Origin of the sequence: Arthrobacter sp. Leaf234, assembly GCF_001422665.1 — a bacterium.
Lineage (GTDB): Bacteria > Actinomycetota > Actinomycetes > Actinomycetales > Micrococcaceae > Arthrobacter_D.
This window is the reverse complement of sequence record NZ_LMLU01000001.1, coordinates 304,985-319,196: the sequence shown is the minus strand read 5'-3', so window position 1 is coordinate 319,196 and position 14,212 is coordinate 304,985. Positions and strand designations below refer to the sequence as shown.

Annotated in this window: 15 protein-coding genes and 1 pseudogene; 9 read left to right on the top strand and 7 right to left on the bottom strand. The window is 70.7% G+C overall.

What is annotated here, in order from left to right; genetic code table 11:
• Positions 1 to 63: 63 nt before the first annotated feature.
• Complete coding sequence (locus tag ASF21_RS01445) at positions 64 to 1,209, bottom strand: fatty acid desaturase family protein (protein WP_055765794.1); 1,146 nt, start codon at positions 1,207 to 1,209, stop codon at positions 64 to 66.
• Positions 1,210 to 1,233: 24 nt separating this feature from the next.
• Complete coding sequence (locus ASF21_RS01440; RefSeq protein ID WP_055765791.1) at positions 1,234 to 2,334, bottom strand: ferredoxin reductase; 1,101 nt, start codon at positions 2,332 to 2,334, stop codon at positions 1,234 to 1,236.
• 83 nt (positions 2,335 to 2,417) lie between these two features.
• Here ASF21_RS01440 and ASF21_RS01435 point away from each other — a divergent pair, with 83 nt between their 5' ends.
• Positions 2,418 to 3,641, top strand: a complete 1,224-nt coding sequence (locus ASF21_RS01435; RefSeq protein ID WP_055765788.1) for a PucR family transcriptional regulator — start codon at positions 2,418 to 2,420, stop codon at positions 3,639 to 3,641.
• 6 nt (positions 3,642 to 3,647) lie between these two features.
• On the opposite strand, the gene ASF21_RS01430 is transcribed toward ASF21_RS01435, so the two are convergent.
• Complete coding sequence (locus ASF21_RS01430) at positions 3,648 to 4,511, bottom strand: DNA-3-methyladenine glycosylase family protein (protein ID WP_157365698.1); 864 nt, start codon at positions 4,509 to 4,511, stop codon at positions 3,648 to 3,650.
• Positions 4,508 to 5,308 (bottom strand): SDR family NAD(P)-dependent oxidoreductase, encoded by an 801-nt coding sequence (locus ASF21_RS01425; RefSeq protein ID WP_414826591.1) that lies wholly within the window; start codon positions 5,306 to 5,308, stop codon positions 4,508 to 4,510. Before ASF21_RS01425 ends, ASF21_RS01430 begins: the two co-directional genes overlap by 4 nt.
• A 317-nt stretch (positions 5,309 to 5,625) precedes the next feature.
• Between ASF21_RS01425 and ASF21_RS01420 the strand changes: the two genes are divergently transcribed.
• A complete protein-coding gene (locus ASF21_RS01420) occupies positions 5,626 to 5,931 on the top strand; it encodes a DUF4193 domain-containing protein (RefSeq protein ID WP_055765785.1) in 306 nt (101 codons plus the stop codon).
• A gap of 84 nt (positions 5,932 to 6,015) precedes the next feature.
• Here the strand turns inward: ASF21_RS01420 and ASF21_RS17220 are convergent, their stop codons facing one another.
• A complete protein-coding gene (locus ASF21_RS17220; protein ID WP_235498619.1) occupies positions 6,016 to 6,513 on the bottom strand; it encodes a hypothetical protein in 498 nt (165 codons plus the stop codon).
• A 94-nt stretch (positions 6,514 to 6,607) separates the two neighbouring features.
• Between ASF21_RS17220 and ASF21_RS01410 the strand changes: the two genes are divergently transcribed.
• Entirely contained in the window at positions 6,608 to 7,249 is a 642-nt protein-coding gene (locus ASF21_RS01410; protein ID WP_055768908.1) for an alpha/beta hydrolase, read from the top strand.
• A 37-nt stretch (positions 7,250 to 7,286) separates the two neighbouring features.
• The gene (locus ASF21_RS01405) at positions 7,287 to 8,213 is read left to right on the top strand and encodes an AEC family transporter (RefSeq protein ID WP_055765781.1); all 927 of its coding nucleotides are present in this window, start codon (positions 7,287 to 7,289) and stop codon (positions 8,211 to 8,213) included.
• Here the strand turns inward: ASF21_RS01405 and ASF21_RS01400 are convergent.
• Positions 8,203 to 8,475: pseudogene (locus ASF21_RS01400) on the bottom strand (low temperature requirement protein A); the annotation flags it as partial. The gene ASF21_RS01405 and the pseudogene ASF21_RS01400 overlap by 11 nt on opposite strands.
• Before the next feature lie 141 nt (positions 8,476 to 8,616).
• Between ASF21_RS01400 and ASF21_RS01395 the strand changes: the two are divergent.
• On the top strand, positions 8,617 to 9,495 hold the full coding sequence (locus tag ASF21_RS01395; RefSeq protein ID WP_055765775.1) for a YsnF/AvaK domain-containing protein: 879 nt from the start codon (positions 8,617 to 8,619) through the stop codon (positions 9,493 to 9,495).
• Between the two features lie 129 nt (positions 9,496 to 9,624).
• Here the strand turns inward: ASF21_RS01395 and ASF21_RS01390 are convergent, their stop codons facing one another.
• Entirely contained in the window at positions 9,625 to 10,023 is a 399-nt protein-coding gene (locus ASF21_RS01390) for a VOC family protein (protein WP_055765772.1), read from the bottom strand.
• A 225-nt stretch (positions 10,024 to 10,248) separates the two neighbouring features.
• On the opposite strand from ASF21_RS01390, the gene ASF21_RS01385 reads away from it, so the two are divergent.
• From ASF21_RS01385 to ASF21_RS01370, 4 genes are read left to right on the top strand one after another with little or no spacing between them, the layout of a single operon-like run.
• Positions 10,249 to 11,277, top strand: coding sequence for an iron-siderophore ABC transporter substrate-binding protein (locus ASF21_RS01385; protein ID WP_055765769.1), 1,029 nt, complete (start codon positions 10,249 to 10,251; stop codon positions 11,275 to 11,277).
• Positions 11,277 to 12,320: a FecCD family ABC transporter permease gene (locus ASF21_RS01380; RefSeq protein WP_055765766.1), complete on the top strand. Its 1,044-nt coding sequence runs from the start codon at positions 11,277 to 11,279 to the stop codon at positions 12,318 to 12,320. Before ASF21_RS01385 ends, ASF21_RS01380 begins: the two co-directional genes overlap by 1 nt.
• Positions 12,317 to 13,375: a FecCD family ABC transporter permease gene (locus ASF21_RS01375; protein ID WP_200914762.1), complete on the top strand. Its 1,059-nt coding sequence runs from the start codon at positions 12,317 to 12,319 to the stop codon at positions 13,373 to 13,375. The genes ASF21_RS01380 and ASF21_RS01375 overlap by 4 nt, the downstream gene beginning before the upstream one ends.
• Positions 13,372 to 14,181: an ABC transporter ATP-binding protein gene (locus ASF21_RS01370; RefSeq protein WP_055765763.1), complete on the top strand. Its 810-nt coding sequence runs from the start codon at positions 13,372 to 13,374 to the stop codon at positions 14,179 to 14,181. The genes ASF21_RS01375 and ASF21_RS01370 overlap by 4 nt, the downstream gene beginning before the upstream one ends.
• Positions 14,182 to 14,212 lie beyond the last annotated feature (31 nt).

Genomic DNA, 14,212 nt, shown 5'->3' with positions numbered 1-14,212 from the left:
GAGGCTCTTCGGCGGTCATTTCTGTCGTTTCGACGAGGTGGAGCGGGGGAACCGCCGCGCGGGCTAGGCCGTGGCGGCCTTCTGCTTGCGCGGGGGCAGGGCCAGCTTGAAGATCTTGGCCCAGGTGGAGCCGACCTGCTTGGGCAGGGGGCCCGTGGTGTAGGGCAGCTTGTAGCGCATGCAGATCTCGCGGACCTTCACGGCGACCTCGGCGTACCGGTTGGAGGGCAGGTCGGGGAAGCAGTGGTGCTCGATCTGGTGGGACAGGTTTCCTGACATCAGGTGCATGAACTTGGAGCCGGAGATGTTGGCCGAGCCGATCATCTGGCGGACGTACCAGTCGCCGCGCGTCTCTCCGTCCACCTCCTCCTCCGTGAACGTGTCCGTCCCATCGGGGAAGTGGCCGCAGAAGATGATGGCGTGCGCCCAGAAGTTGCGGATGGCGTTGGCTGCCAGCGTCCCGTAGAGGGCCTGCTTGCCGGAGCCGGTGAGCATCGCGACGGCGGGCGTCGCGGCATAGTCCTTGGAGAACTGCTTGAGCACCTTGACCCCCACGGCCTTGAGGTCGCGGTTCATGGCCTCCTTGGTCTTCAGGCCCTCCTTGTACTCCGGGATCTCGAGGTCGTACAGGGCGATACCCCACTCGAAGACCGGCGCGAGGATCGCGTTGTACAGTGGGTTGCCCAGGTTGAAGGGGCGCCACGGCTGGTCGGGGTCCATGCGCAGCAGGTTGTATCCGATGTCCCGGTCCTTGCCGATGACGTTGGTCCAGCGGTGGTGGAGATCGTTGTGGGTGTGCTGCCAGGAGCGCGCCGGCGTCACGAAGTCCCACTCCCAGGTGGTGGAGTGGATGTCGGGATCCCGCATCCAGTCCCACTGGCCGTGCAGCACGTTGTGCCCGATCTCCATGTTCTCCAGGATCTTCGCGACGCTCAGCATCGCGGTCCCGGCGAACCAGGCGGGCTTGTACTTGCTGAACAGCAGGGTGCCGCGTCCGGCGAACTCCAGTGAGCGCTGGATCCGGATGATGCGGCGGATGTACGCGGCGTCGGTGGCGCCGCGCTTGGCGAGGATCTCGTCGCGGACGGCGTCGAGCTCGCGGCCCAGTTCCTCGACCTGCTCGTCCGTCAGGTGCTTGGCTGCATCGGGACGGACCAGGGGGTGGCCCGACGCCGCGAGGGCGCCGGGGCGGGTCAGCGTGGTGGTCATGGGGGACTCCTCTGGTGGGGGGATCTACAGGTCGAGGTTCACGGGCCCGGCGGCTGCCGAGACACAGGTCTGGATGAGCTGGCCGGGCTCGTTGTGCAGTTCACCGGTCCGCAGGTCACGGACCTGGCCGGAGCGGAGCGGGATGAGGCAGCTGTGGCAGATACCCATGCGGCAGCCGCTCGGCATCAGGACTCCGGCGTCCTCGCCGATGTCCAGCAGGGGGGTGTCGCCGTCGGCCTGGACCTCGCGGTCCGACTGCTCGAAGGTGACGAGGCCGCCGTCGTGCCCGGCGCCGGCCGTCAGGTCCGTGCTGAACCGCTCGATGGTCAGCGTGGCGCCGCCGGATGCGCCCGCGGCGACGTTCGGGACGGTGCGCGCCGTCTCCAGCGCCGCCTCGCGCTGCCACAGGTCCTCGGCGTCGTTCAGGAAGCCTTCCGGGCCACAGGCGTAGGCCGCGCGGCCGCGCCAGTCGGGGCACAGGTCGGCGATGGTCTTCGCGGTGAACTCGAGGCGGCCGCGGGCACTCGTGAACCAGTGCCGGACCGTCAGGTTGGAGAACTGGTCGGCGAGCTCGTCCAGTTCCTCCCGGAACAGGCTCTTCTCGGGGGTGCTGTTGGAGTTGATGAGGACCACGTCGGCGTCGGGGCGGCGCGGGATCAGCGTGCGGATCATCGACATCACCGGGGTGATGCCACTGCCCGCGGTGAGCATGAGCAGCGACCGCGGGTGCTCGGGGAGCACGAAGTCGCCCTGCGGAGGTGCGAGGAACAGGACGTCGCCGGGCTTGGTGTCGCGGACCAGGACGTGCGAGACGGATCCGGCGTCCTTCACGGTGATGGCGGGATCATGGCCGGCGGCGTTGCTGAGGGAGTAGGAGCGCCACTGGCGTACCCCGTTGAGCTCCACGCCGATGCGGGCCCACTGGCCGGCCTTGTGGGCATGCCAGCCGTGGCCGGCGCGGAAGTAGATGGTGGCCGAGTCCTCGGTCTCGTGGACCACACGGGTGACGACGCCGCGCAGCTGGCGTGAGGAGTACACCGGGTTGAACAGCGCGAGGAAGTCTTCCGGTGCGAGCGGGGTGGTCAGCGCGGATGCTGCACGCGCCAGCTTCGTGAACCGGATCATTGTCCTAACGATATAGCCTCTGCCGCTAAAGATCTTCATCCCGGGCATACAGTTGGGGGAGAAGAACTGTCACGGAGAAATAGATGGGGGTCGTCCATATGGGTTCCGACGAGGTAGCCGTCGCTCCACCGGAACCGCCGTGGCTGGCTCTCCCGCCCGATGTGAGCGACCTGCTGCGGCCGCTCAACGCGGACTTGGTGGAAGCCATCATCGAGGCGGTCCCCCAGCTGGTCCCCGCCTATGCCCGGCCCATCGAGGGGAGCTTCGGCCGCGGACTGCGGATGGGAGTGGCTGCCGCCCTGGAGCGGTTTCTCGACTTGCCGGGCACGAGGCTGCCCGCCCTCTCCGACCAGAGCCGCCAGTTGGTGGCGGGACTGGGCCGCGGCGAATTCCGTCAGGGGCGCAGCATGGATTCGTTGCTCGGCGCCTACAGGATGGGGGCGCGGGTGACGTTCCGGGAGATGTCCCGCCGCTCGATGGACGCGGGACTCGGCTCGGCTGTGGTTGTGGATCTCGGGGAGTCGATCATGGCGTACATCGACGAGCTCTCGGCCGTGAGTGCGGAGGCCTACGCGTTCGAGCAGTCGGAACGGGCCGGCGCCGTGGACCGGCGGCGCGCCGAACTCCTGGAGCTGCTGCTCCTCGGCAAGGCCGACGAGACGGCGCTGCGGCAGGCCGCGCAGCTGGCGGACTGGACCGTGCCGGCGCAGGTCGTCGTCGTCACCCTCCCGCTGGACCGAGCCCAGGGACTCCGGCAGCGGCTCGCGCCCGGGGCGATCGTCATCGAGCGCGATTCCGACGCCGTCGCCCTGGTGCCCGAGCGCGGTGCGGTGTCCCGCGCTGAGCTCCACCGGACGCTGACCGGACGGAGCGCGGCCGTCGGCCCCGCAGGGGAGCTGCACCAGGTCGCGGAGTCCCTGCGTCTGGCCATCCTCGCCGCGTCCATGCTCCCGCCCCGCGAGGGCGACGACGAGCCGCCCGTGTGGGCGGACGAGCACCTGACCGAGGTGGTGCTCGCGGCGGAACCGTCGGCGGTCGGTGAACTCTCGCGCCGTCGACTCGCACCGCTCGCGGAGCTGCCGGAGAACCAGCGGCAGAAGCTCGAGGACACCCTCCTGGCGTGGCTCCGGCACTGGGGCCAGCGGTCGCCGATCGCCGAGGAGCTGGGGATCCACGGGCAGACCGTCGGGTACCGCGTGCTGCAGCTGCGGGAACTCTTCGGCGACGACCTTCGGGACCCGAAGATCCGCTTCGAGCTGGAGATCGCCCTGCGGAGCGTCCGCAGGACGCCCGCCCCGTCCGCCTAGGACGGGTCAGCCGCCGCGATAGGTCGCGGACGTCCAGAGGTGGAACAGCGCGTAGGCGCGGTAGGGCCGCCATGCCTCGGATCTCCGCTCGGCGTCCCGGATGCTCGGGTTGCCCATGGCTCGGCGTGCCACCAGGTCCCCCGGGGTGAAGGCGTCGGCGTCGCGGAGCACACGGACGGAGAGGTAGTCCGCCGACCACGGGCCGATGCCCGGGATGGCCAGGAGTTCCCGCCTCAGGCGCACAGGCTCTGCCAGGGGATCGAGGGACAACCCGCCGACGACGGCGCGCGCCACGTTCTGCACCGTGGCCGCCCGGCTGCGGGTCACCCCGACGGCGGCACGCAGCTCCTCGGGCGGCGCCGCCGCGATCGCTTCCGGCGTGGGGAACACGGTGAGGCCCGACGGCGACGGCGTCCCGTAGGCGGCGGCCAGCCTGCCACCGAACGTCCCGCCGGCCGCCACCGACACCTGCTGGCCGAGCACCGTCATGATCGCGGCCTCGAACGGCTCGGGGTAGCCGACGGCGCGCAGACCCGGGCGCTCGCGGACCAGGGGGCCGAGGAGTGGGTCGGCGTCGAACGCGCGGGCGATCGCCTCCGTGTCCGTGTCGAGGTCCAGCCAGGCGCGGGTCGTCGTGACGAGGTGCGCGAACTCGCCGTCGTCGTCCGTGTCGGCGGTGAGTTCGACGTCGCCCGGCCGGACGGTGACGGTCACCCGGCGCGGGCCGCCCGGCGTCGTGAGCAGCCGGGTGTGCCGCCGGCCGTCCCGGTCCGTCACCTCGCATTCCGGGACGGCGTGGTTGGCGAGGATCGCGGCCATGGGGCCGGGCTCCAGGGCGCCGTGCGGCGTCAGGACCGCGCTGCGCGTCACGGGAGGATGGAGTCCACGTATCCGCCGTCCACCCGCACCGCCGCCCCTGTGGTCGCCGAGGCGAGCGGCGACGCGAGGTAGGCGACCATGTTCGCGATCTCCTCGGGTTCGATCAGGCGCTGCAGCAGGGACTGCGGCCGGTGGTCCTTCATGAACTGCTTCTGGGCGTCCTCCCACGGAAGGTCCTTGTCCACCAGCTGGTAGACGAAGTCCTCGACGCCGCCGGTGTGGGTGGGCCCGGCGATGATCGAGTTCACGGTCACGCCCGTCCCCGCGGCCTCCTTCGCGAAGCCGCGGGAGACAGCGAGCAGCGCGGTCTTGGAGACGCCGTAGTGGATCATCTCGGCCGGGATGGCGACGGCGGAGTCACTCGCGATGTACTGCACGCGGCCCCAGCCCGCACCGATCATCCCCGGGAGGTAGGCGCGCGTGAGGCGGATCGCGGTGAGCACGTTGACCTCGAAGTAGCGGCGCCACTCGTCGTCGTCGATCTCCAGGGCCGGCTGTGCGCCGAAGATGCCGAGGTTGTTGACCAGGACGTCGACGGCGGGCAGGACGCCGAGGGCCTTCGCGACGCCGTCGTCCGTGGTGACGTCGGCGGGGACGGCAATGAGGTCGGCATCGGGTACGTCCCCGTGGATGGTTTCCATGGCGCGGGCGACGCTGCGGTTGCTGCGGCCGTTGACGCCCACGCGGGCACCGGCGGAAGCGAGTCTCAGGGCGATGGCCAGCCCGATGCCCTGCGTCGATCCGGTGACCAGGGCGGTCCTGCGGCTGAGGTCGAGTGCCAGTGCCATGGGAAGCTCCTTCAGCGTTCGGCGGGTCTCGGATACACCCTACGACGACGGCGCGGGGATGGTCGCGGGGTCCCTCCGCCCCGCCGCGACGGACCGGGCGAACGTGATGCTGGACACGGAGCGGGGGCCTGGCGACACCTATCACGCCGGAGCCATCGCGTCACAATGAAGTGCGGTTCGATGCGCTGGTGACGGGTGGAGAAAAACCTCAGCGCCAGCAGGTATATTGCTCCCGGTATATGGAATACTTCCACCTCCCCCGAGGTTGAGAGTGGCATCTGGGCGTCATTCCCGCCCATAGAAGGAGATCTACCCCCATGGCAACCGACTACGACGAGCCACGCGTTCGCCCGGAAGACCAGCCGGCCAACGAGTCCCTCGAAGCGATCCAGGCACAGCGGAGTGCGACCACGCAGACCGCACTGATCGACGTCGAGGACGGCGAGACCGCTGAAGGCATCGACCTCCCCGGGGCCGACCTCTCCCACGAGGAACTCCTCATCCAGGTCATCCCGCAGCAGGAGGACGAATTCACCTGCATGTCCTGCTTCCTGGTGCACCACCGCAGCCAGCTCGCCCGTGAGAAGAACGGCGAGAAGTACTGCACCGAGTGCGAAGGCTGACACCCCTCCGGACGTACGCAAAGCCCCTGGCCCGATGGCCGGGGGCTTTCTTCGTCCACAGGTCCGGCCGGGCGCCGCTGCAGGTCAGGGCAGGACGACGAGCGGCAGGCCCGCCGCGGCGCAGGACACCCGGACCAGGCCGTCCCCCGCACCGCGGGACAGGCGGTTGTTGACCCCGGTGTCGTCGCACCAGTCGATGCCGTACGGGTACGCGGACACGAGGTACTCCCCGGGTGGCGTCCCCGGGGGCACCACGACCTCGGTGGAGAAACCGCCCGCGTCGGTCATGGGTGCGAGCTCCCGGAGGATGCGCCCGCCGTCGATCGTGGTGACGAACACCTCGACCTGCGCCGCACCGCCGTACCTCGGATCGCAGTCCGCTTCGATCCCCACCGTCCCGCCGGCACGTATCTGATCGGGGGCGACGACGTACGGCGGGGGCAGGCAGGCGGGCTGCCGGAGGAAGCCGCCCGGGCCATTCCCGCAGGCTGCACTGCACAGCAGCGCCGCCACGACGGCCGCGCCGAGGCCGAGGTGCACCCGCGTGCCGCGTCTCCCGCCGTCGCTGCCGGTATCTCCCACGGTCCAGATCCTCCACCCGTCGGTGTGCGGGGACAGGGCCGTGTCGAACCGTCGCGCGATCGTGACGCGGGCGACCGCCCAGTACGGTGATGGGATGGATTCCTCCCACGTGATCGTGCTGCCCGGCGGCGGCTACACCATGCTGTCCGACAACGAGGCGGAGGTGGTCGCGGAGCGCCTGCGCTCGTTCGGCCTGTCCGCGAGCGTCTTCGACTACCCCGTGCAGACCCGGCACCCAGGACCGCTCGACGCCGTCCGCTCCGAGGTCCGGCGCGTCCGTGCGGCCGGCGCTGCCCGGGTGGCCCTCCTGGGCTTCTCCGCCGGCGGACACCTTGCTGGGCAGGCAGCCTTGGCCCCCTCCGGCGAGCCGGCCGAGCGCGTGGACGCCGCGGTGCTCGGCTACCCGGTCGTGTCCATGGAACTTGCGACACATCGCGGTTCGCAGGACGAACTCCTCGGGCCCGACGCCGGGAACGCGCTCCGCGCCTCGACCTCCCTGGACCGTCTCGTCACCGCCGAGGCGCCGCCGTTCTTCATCTGGCACACGGCGGCGGATGAGGCCGTCCCGGTCGAGCACGCATACCGGCTCGCGCAGGCGCTCGCCGCACACCGGGTCCCGCACGCCCTGCATGTCTTCGAGGAGGGTGAGCACGGTCTGGGCCTCGCGAACGGGCAGGGTGCCGCCGGCCAGTGGAGCCGGCTGGCGAGCGAGTGGCTGCAGGCCCGGGGCTGGTGATCGCGCCGATCCTGACCCCCGGCAGGGGTGCCGCCCGGTGATCCTGCAGACCATCGTGGCGCTCGGCCCGGTGATCGGGCTGATCGCGCTCGGCTACGGCATCCGTGCACGGGCGTTCCTCGCGCCGTCGTTCTGGCCCCCCGCGGAGCGGCTGTGCTATTTCGTCCTGCTTCCCGCTCTGTTCATCAACGGCACGGCGACCGCGGACCTCGGCGGGTTGCCGATCGCCCTCATGGCACCGGTACTCGCCGGCCCGGTGGTCCTGACAGCCCTGGGACTCGTCGTGGCGCAGCGGTGGCTGGACCTGGACGGGCCCGCGTTCACCTCCGTGCTGCAGGGGAGCATCCGCTTCAACAACTACCTCGGCCTCTCCATCGCCCTCGCCCTGTTCGGGCCCGACGGCGTGGCGCTCGCCGCGATCGCGAACACCATCCTCGTGCCGCTCGTCAACGTCGTCTGCACGCTCGGCTTCGCGCGGTACGGGGCGGAGCGGCTCACGGTCGGCGGGACGGTTCGCAGCATCGCCACGAACCCGCTGATCCTCGGCTGCGTGATCGGCATCGGCCTGAATGTCACGGGGATCGGGCTGCCCCCGGGCGTCGAGGGCCTGGCGCGGACGCTCGGTGCCGCGTCCCTGCCGCTCGGCCTGCTGTGCGTCGGGGCTGCCCTGGAACTGCGCAGCATGGGACGCAACCTCGGCGCCGTGGGCCTCGCGACCGCCGTCAAGTTCGTGGTGATGCCCGGACTCGGTCTCGCGGGTTGCCTGCTGGTGGGCCTCACCGGCGAACCGGCGGCAACGGTGATCCTCTTCCTCTCCCTGCCCACCGCGTCCTCGGCCTACGTCATGGCGAGGGCGCTCGGCGGTGATTCCCGGCTCATGGCCTCGATCATCACCCTGCAGACCGTGGCGGGCGTCCTCTACCTGCCCGTGGTCTTCCTGGTCATCAGGGCCTTCACCGGCTGATCGCACCGGCTGATCGCGCCGTCACCGACCCGGTGCCAGAAAGCCGCACGCGGTGTTCGACGGCGATGGACGTGTCGTCGAAGTGCAGCCACCACAAACACACCGAGAGTGCGACGCCGACGACCGCGCCGAGGAGGATCGGGACGCTGACCGGTTCCTGGGCCGCACCGACAGCGATCGCGACGAGCGATGCACCGAGCGCCAGGATGACCACCCGTCCGTAGCGCTCCGTCCGGTGCGCGGCGGAGTGGTGGATGCGCCGCGTGCGGAGGCGAGGAGGGCTGGATCAGCGGATCGCCGAGCTTCGGTGCCGACGGCAACCACGTTCGGTACTAAGCATGCTTGCTATCAGGTCGATCGGCCCCTACGGTGAGGAGGAACGATCCACGTCGAAAGGGCCACCATGATCACGCTCGACCAGATGAAGGACTCGATGAACGCCGGCGGCAACGTGCTGAGCGAGGACGGGGCGGTCCTCGGGCCGATGGGGCACCTCTACGTCGACGATGCCACCGGCGAACCCAGCTGGGTCACGATCACCACCCACGCGTCGGGCGAGCCGGAGTCCTTCGCACCGCTGCGCGATGCGGTCCTCGACGGGAACGACGTCCGCCTGCCGTACCCGCACGGCACCGTCCATTCGTCACCGAAGATGTCCCAGGACGGGCACCTCAGCCCGGAGGAGGAGCAGCACCTGCTGCGCTACTACGGCCTGATGGCGCCGAAGGACGAGACGCTCGACGAGACTCCCGCCACCGGCGGCAACCGGTCCTCACGCTCCGACGCCTTCGCGGGGCGTGCCGAGCAGCCGCGCCGCGACCAGGGACTGCGACGCGGTGCCGGCCCGGGTGGGACGGACGACGACGGCGATCTGGCCATGACGCGCTCCGAGGAGCAGCTGAGGGTCGGCACCGAACTCCGGGAGACGGAACGGGTGCGCCTGGTCAAGCGCGTGGTCACCGAGGACGTCACCATGACCGTCCAGATCCGGCGCGAGGAGCTCGTCGTCGAGCGCGTCCCGGTCAGCGACGGCAAGCCCCTCTACGACGACGGCTCGGGCACCTTCAGCAAGGCCGAGCGCGAGCGCCTGTACTCGGCGGTGGAGACGGCCTTCAGCGGGGACGTCGTCGAACTGGTCCTGTACGAGGAGAAGCCCCGCGTCGAGATGGACGTGGTGCCCATCGAGCGGGTGCGTGTCAGCCGTGAGGCGCACACCCACGACGAGACGGTGGGCGGCCAGGTCCGTAAGGAAGTCATCGAGACGGAGCGCATCGAACTCTGACGGAGGACGGGCGGGGCCGAGCGGCTCCACCCGAAGGATGCGATGAAGGACCGTCGGAGCTGCCGTCCGGCGGTCCTTCGTCATGTCCGGCGGGTCGCGCCTCCCGCCGGATCGGACTCGGGCCGGGGATCAGTACTCCCGCGAGGACAGCACACAGAACTCGTTGCCGTCCGGGTCGGCGAGGACTTCCCAGCTGACGTCCGGGCCCTGGCCCACGTCGGTGCGCGTCGCCCCGAGGCGCACGAGGCGCTCGATCTCGGCGTCCCGATCCTGGCTCGTGTGTGGCGCGAAATCGAGGTGCAGGCGGTTCTTCCCCTCCTTGGCGTGCTCCACGGGCACGAACACGAGTCCGGGCGGCACCTGCTCGAAGGCCAGCTTCGAGCCGAGATCGCGAGCCCAGGGCGGTACGAGGACAGCTTCCTCGTCGGTGTCGAACATGACCTCCCACCCGAGTGCCTCGGCCCACCAGCGCGCCAGCGCACGGTGATCGGTGGATTCGATGACGGTGGAGTACCAGCGCAGAGTCATGCCCGGATTGTGCTCCCCGACTGCACCGGGCGCACGTCCTCGCGGTCAGGGAGTGTCCGCATGGCTGTCGGCGGGCCGGGCGGTACGGCCGAATGCGGCGTCGGAATAACGTCACACTCGCGTGCGCTAATCCCTGCTAAGGTAATCCTTACCTGATGCTCCGAGGGTCGATCCGACCGGTAGCACGCCGGTACCCGTCATTGTCGTCACCCCTGGAAGGCCCCCATGCTCCGCGCCCCGAAACTCCTCGCCCTCGCTGCCGCCGCAGCCATGACCGTCGCGCTCGCTGCCTGCTCCACGCCGGCCGCCGAGTCCGCCGCCGAGGCACCCTCCAGCGCCGGCTTCGAGCCCATCACCATCGAGCACGGCTTCGGGACCACCACCATCGAGGAGAAGCCGGAGCGCGTGGCGACCGTGGCCTGGGCCAACCAGGAGGTGCCCCTCGCGCTCGGCGTCGTCCCCGTCGGCATGGCGGCCGCCACCTTCGGTGACGACGACGGCGACGGCGTCCTCCCCTGGGTGACCGAGAAGCTCGATGAGCTGGGCGGCGAGACGCCCGTGCTGTTCGACGAGACCGACGGCATCGACTTCGAGGCCGTCGCGGATACCGCGCCGGACGTCATCCTCGCGGCGTACTCGGGCCTTACGCAGGAGGACTACGACACCCTCAGCGAGATCGCCCCCGTCGTCGCCTTCCCCGAGACCGCCTGGGGCACCCCGTGGCGCGAGATGATCGAGCTCAACAGCGCCGGCATGGGCATGGCCGAGGAGGGCAAGGAGCTGATCGCGGACCTCGACCAGCAGATCAGCGACGCCACCGCGGAATTCCCCGGCATCGCCGGCAAGAAGACCATGTTCATGACGCACGTGGACCCCACGGACCTCAGCGAGGTCAGCTACTACACCACGCACGACACCCGGGCCATGTTCTTCGAGGACCTCGGCCTCGCCACACCGGCGAGCGTCGCCACCGCATCCGCGGAGACCGACCTCTTCTCCGGGACCATCAGCACCGAGCAGGCCGACGTGCTGGACGACGTCGACATCATCGTCACGTACGGCGACGACGAACTGGTCTCCACGCTCGAGGCCGATCCGCTGCTCTCGCAGATCCCCGCGGTCGCCAACAAAGCTGTCGTGAACCTTCCCGGCACCACGCCCGTGGGCACCGCGGCCAACCCCACGCCGCTGTCCATCTCGTGGGTGCTCGAGGACTACCTCACGCTCCTCTCGGACGCCGCAGACAACGCCTAGTGCCCCCGTCCGCCCCGCCGGCCGTCGCAGCGCCCGCCACCGCGCGGGGACTGCGACGGCTCCGGCCGTTCTGGCTCGTCATCGCCCTCGCCGTGCTGGGGGCGGTGGCCTTCGCGTCCGTGGGCATCGGCTCACGCGACGTGTCGCTCGCCGACGTGATCGCGGCCCTGGGCGGATCGACGGACGGCTTCAACGAGGCGGCGGTGGCCAAGCGGATCCCGCGGACCCTGCTCGCGGTGCTCGCCGGTGCGGCACTCGGCCTCTCCGGGGCGGTCATGCAGGGCGTCACCCGCAACCCGCTCGCCGACCCCGGGATCCTCGGGGTCAACACCGGAGCCTCCCTCGCCGTCGTCACCGCGATCGCGACCGTCGGCCTGAGCTCGGCGACGGGCTACATCTGGGTGGCCATCGCCGGCGCCTCCGTCACCGCCGTGTTCGTCTACGTGGTGGGCTCGCTCGGTCGCGGCGGAGCGACGCCCCTGAAGCTCGCGCTGGCCGGTGCCGCCACCTCTGCCGCGCTGACCTCGCTCATCAGCGCCGTCGTGCTCCCGCGCGGTGACATCTCGGGTAGCGTGCGGTCCTGGCTGATCGGTGGTGTGGGCGGAGGCACCTTCTCGAGCATCTCCCAGGTGCTCCCGTTCCTCGCCGTCGGCCTCCTCCTCAGCCTCCTCTCCGCCCGCTCGCTCAACTCCCTGGCCCTCGGCGACGAGCTGGCGGCCGGGCTCGGCGAACGCGTGGCCGTGGCGCGGGGGCTCGCCGCCTTCGGCGCCGTCCTCCTGTGTGGGGCGGTGACCGCCGTGACCGGGCCCATCGGCTTCGTGGGCCTCGTGGTCCCGCACGCCTGCCGCCTGCTGATCGGCGTGGACCACCGCTGGCTGCTGCCCCTCTCCGCCGTCCTCGGGGCCATCCTCCTCACGTCCACCGACGTCCTCGGGCGGATCGTGGCGCGCCCCGAGGAGATCGACGTCGGCATCATCACCGCGCTCGTGGGTGCCCCCTTCTTCATCTACATCGTCCGACGGCAGAAGGTGCGTGAACTGTGACAGCGCTGCAGGCACCACCGCGCGTCGGCATCACCGCCGGTGAGATCGCGCAGGGGCGACGGCGCCGCACGGCTCGGCGACGCCTCGTGGTCGGTGTCCTCGCCGCCCTGATCGTCGTCGCCTTCATCGTCTCCCTGTGTGTCGGGCAGACCACCTACTCCCCCCGCGAGGTCCTCGGGGTGGTCCTGGGGCAGGACATCGACGGCGCGAGCTTCACCGTGGGGCGCCTCCGGCTCCCGCGCGCCACCCTCGCGGTCATCGCGGGCCTCTGCTTCGGGATCGGCGGCGTGACGTTCCAGACCATGCTGCGGAACCCGCTCGCGAGCCCGGACATCATCGGGATCAGCGCGGGTGCGAGCGCCGCGGCGGCCTTCGCCATCATCACGCTCGGACTCGGCGCCACGCAGGTCTCGATCTTCGCGATCATCGCCGGTCTCGGGATCGCCCTCCTGGTCTACGGGCTGTCCTTCAAGGGCGGCGTCGTCGGGACGCGCCTGATCCTGATCGGCATCGGGATCGCCGCCATGCTGGACAGCCTCACGGCGTACGTCCTGAGCAAGGCCGCGCAGTGGGACCTGCAGGAGGCCTCGCGCTGGCTGACCGGCAGCCTGAACGGGGCCCGCTGGTCCGAGGTGGTGCCCGTGGCCATCGCCCTCGCGGTGCTCGCGCCCGTCCTCCTGACCCAGTCCCGGAACCTGTCCACGTCCCAGCTGGGCGACGACGCCGCGGCGGCCCTCGGGGTCCGCGTCGAGCGCACGCGCATCATCGTGATCATCGCCGCCGTCGGCCTCATCGCGTTCGCGACGGCGGCTGCCGGGCCGATCGCGTTCGTCGCCTTCCTCTCGGGGCCCATCGCCGCGCGGATCGTCGGCCCCGGCGCGTCGCTGCTCATCCCCTCCGCCCTGGTGGGCAGCCTGCTGGTGGTGACGGCCGACTTCCTCGGCCAGTACGCCTTCGACGTCCGCTACCCGGTCGGCGTCATCACCGGTGTGCTGGGCGCGCCCTACCTCGTCTATCTGATCGTGCGGACCAACCGCTCGGGAGGCTCGCTGTGACCACTGCCCATACGCTGAACGCCCTGGACCTGACGGTCGGATACGGGGACCGGACCGTCGTGGAGGGCCTCGATCTGCAGGTGCCCATGGGTGGCATCTCGGTGATCGTCGGGGCCAACGCCTGCGGGAAGTCCACCCTGCTCCGCGCCATGTCCCGGCTCCTCGCACCCCGCGGCGGGCAGGTGGTCCTCGATGGGCGGGCGGTGCACCAGACACCGGCCAAGGAGCTGGCACGGACACTGGGGCTCCTGCCGCAATCGCCCACCGCACCCGAGGGCATCACGGTCGCGGACCTCGTGGGCCGCGGGCGGCATCCGCACCAGGGCCTGTTCTCCCGGTGGACGCCGGCCGACGACCAGGCCGTGGCGGACGCCCTCACCGCCACCGAGACGGCTGCGCTCGCGGACCGGCCGGTGGACGAGCTCTCCGGCGGGCAGCGGCAGCGCGTGTGGATCGCGATGGCCCTGGCGCAGCAGACGGACATCCTGCTGCTGGACGAACCCACCACGTTCCTCGACGTCAGCCACCAACTCGAGGTGCTCGATCTCCTCACGGACCTCAACCGGTCCCGCGGGACCACCATCGTGATCGTGCTCCACGACCTGAATCTCGCCGCGCGCTACGCGGACCACCTCATCGCCCTCACCGACGGACGGGTCCATGCGCTCGGCACCCCGGCCGAGGTGCTGACCGAGGACACCATCCGGGCGGTGTTCGGGCTGGACAGCCGCGTGGTCGTGGATCCTATGTCGAACAAGCCGCTCATGCTCCCGCTCGGCCGGCACCACACGACCACGGAGCGCTGACCCGCCGGATGCGGGGCGGGGGCGCCGCCGT

What these genes read in the sequence shown, in the direction of transcription:
- ASF21_RS01435 (WP_055765788.1), top strand. Translation starts at nt 2,418, where the DNA reads ATGGGGGTCGTCCATATGGGTTCCGACGAGGTAGCCGTCGCTCCACCG.
- ASF21_RS01440 (WP_055765791.1), bottom strand. Translation starts at nt 2,334, where the DNA reads ATGATCCGGTTCACGAAGCTGGCGCGTGCAGCATCCGCGCTGACCACC.
- ASF21_RS01395 (WP_055765775.1), top strand. Translation starts at nt 8,617, where the DNA reads ATGATCACGCTCGACCAGATGAAGGACTCGATGAACGCCGGCGGCAAC.
- ASF21_RS01420 (WP_055765785.1), top strand. Translation starts at nt 5,626, where the DNA reads ATGGCAACCGACTACGACGAGCCACGCGTTCGCCCGGAAGACCAGCCG.
- ASF21_RS01385 (WP_055765769.1), top strand. Translation starts at nt 10,249, where the DNA reads ATGCTCCGCGCCCCGAAACTCCTCGCCCTCGCTGCCGCCGCAGCCATG.
- ASF21_RS01410 (WP_055768908.1), top strand. Translation starts at nt 6,608, where the DNA reads ATGGATTCCTCCCACGTGATCGTGCTGCCCGGCGGCGGCTACACCATG.
- ASF21_RS01425 (WP_414826591.1), bottom strand. Translation starts at nt 5,308, where the DNA reads ATGGCACTGGCACTCGACCTCAGCCGCAGGACCGCCCTGGTCACCGGA.
- ASF21_RS01445 (WP_055765794.1), bottom strand. Translation starts at nt 1,209, where the DNA reads ATGACCACCACGCTGACCCGCCCCGGCGCCCTCGCGGCGTCGGGCCAC.
- ASF21_RS01390 (WP_055765772.1), bottom strand. Translation starts at nt 10,023, where the DNA reads ATGACTCTGCGCTGGTACTCCACCGTCATCGAATCCACCGATCACCGT.